General features: G+C 70.9%; 1 protein-coding gene and 1 pseudogene. Both read left to right on the top strand.

The features are described from left to right. A partial coding sequence (locus G3N93_RS40465) for an amidase family protein (RefSeq protein ID WP_241026922.1) occupies window positions 1–573 on the top strand: 573 nt, incomplete at its 5' end. A 25-nt stretch (window positions 574–598) separates the two neighbouring features. Further along, window positions 599–750 (top strand): annotated as a pseudogene (locus G3N93_RS41965) (aldehyde dehydrogenase); the annotation flags it as partial.

The raw sequence follows: 750 nt of genomic DNA, 5'->3' as shown, positions 1-750 counted from the left end.
GCGATCCGGCAGGCCGCGCGCTGGCTCGAAGAAGCCGGCTGCATCGTCGAGGAAGTGGCGCCGCCGCGGATCGCCGAGGCATGCGATCTGTGGCTGGACCTCGTGACCAACGAAGCGCGCGGCGGCCTCGGCGACGTGATCATGCAGCACGGCGATGCGGCAATCCGCACCGCGTTCGCGAGCCAGCGCCGTCTCGCGACGCCGCTGGACCTCGAAGGCTACATGAACGGCCTCGCGCGGCGCACCGCGCTGCTGCGCGACTGGCAGCAGTTCTTCGTGCGACATCCGCTGCTGCTGATGCCGGTGTCGTGCGCGCAGCCGTTCGCGATCGATGCCGATCAGCACGGTGACGACGCGATGCGCGCGATCGTCGAGCGGCAGGGGCCGCTGCTCGCGACGGCGCTGCTCGGGCTGCCGGGGCTGTCGGTGCCGACCGGCATCCACGAAGGCGTGCCGACCGGCGTGCAGCTCGTCGCCGGACGCTTCCAGGAAGCGCTGTGTCTCGCCGCGGGCGAAGCGATCGAGGCACGCGCGGGCATCTTCACGCCGATCGATCCGGTCACCGGGTCGTGATCCGCGACTTTTCACGAGGAAACGCATGAATCATCCGACATTCGAAGACTGGCAGGCCCGCGCGGCCGTGCTGCGGGTCGAAGGGCGCGCGTTCATCGACGGCGAGGCGCGCCACGCGCACACCGGCGCGACCTTCGCCTGCGTGAGCCCGATCGACGGTGGCGTGCTCGCGCACGG

The organism is Burkholderia sp. Se-20378 (assembly GCF_017104665.1).
GTDB lineage: Bacteria > Pseudomonadota > Gammaproteobacteria > Burkholderiales > Burkholderiaceae > Burkholderia > Burkholderia lata.
This window is presented reverse-complemented; position numbering and strand designations above follow the sequence as displayed.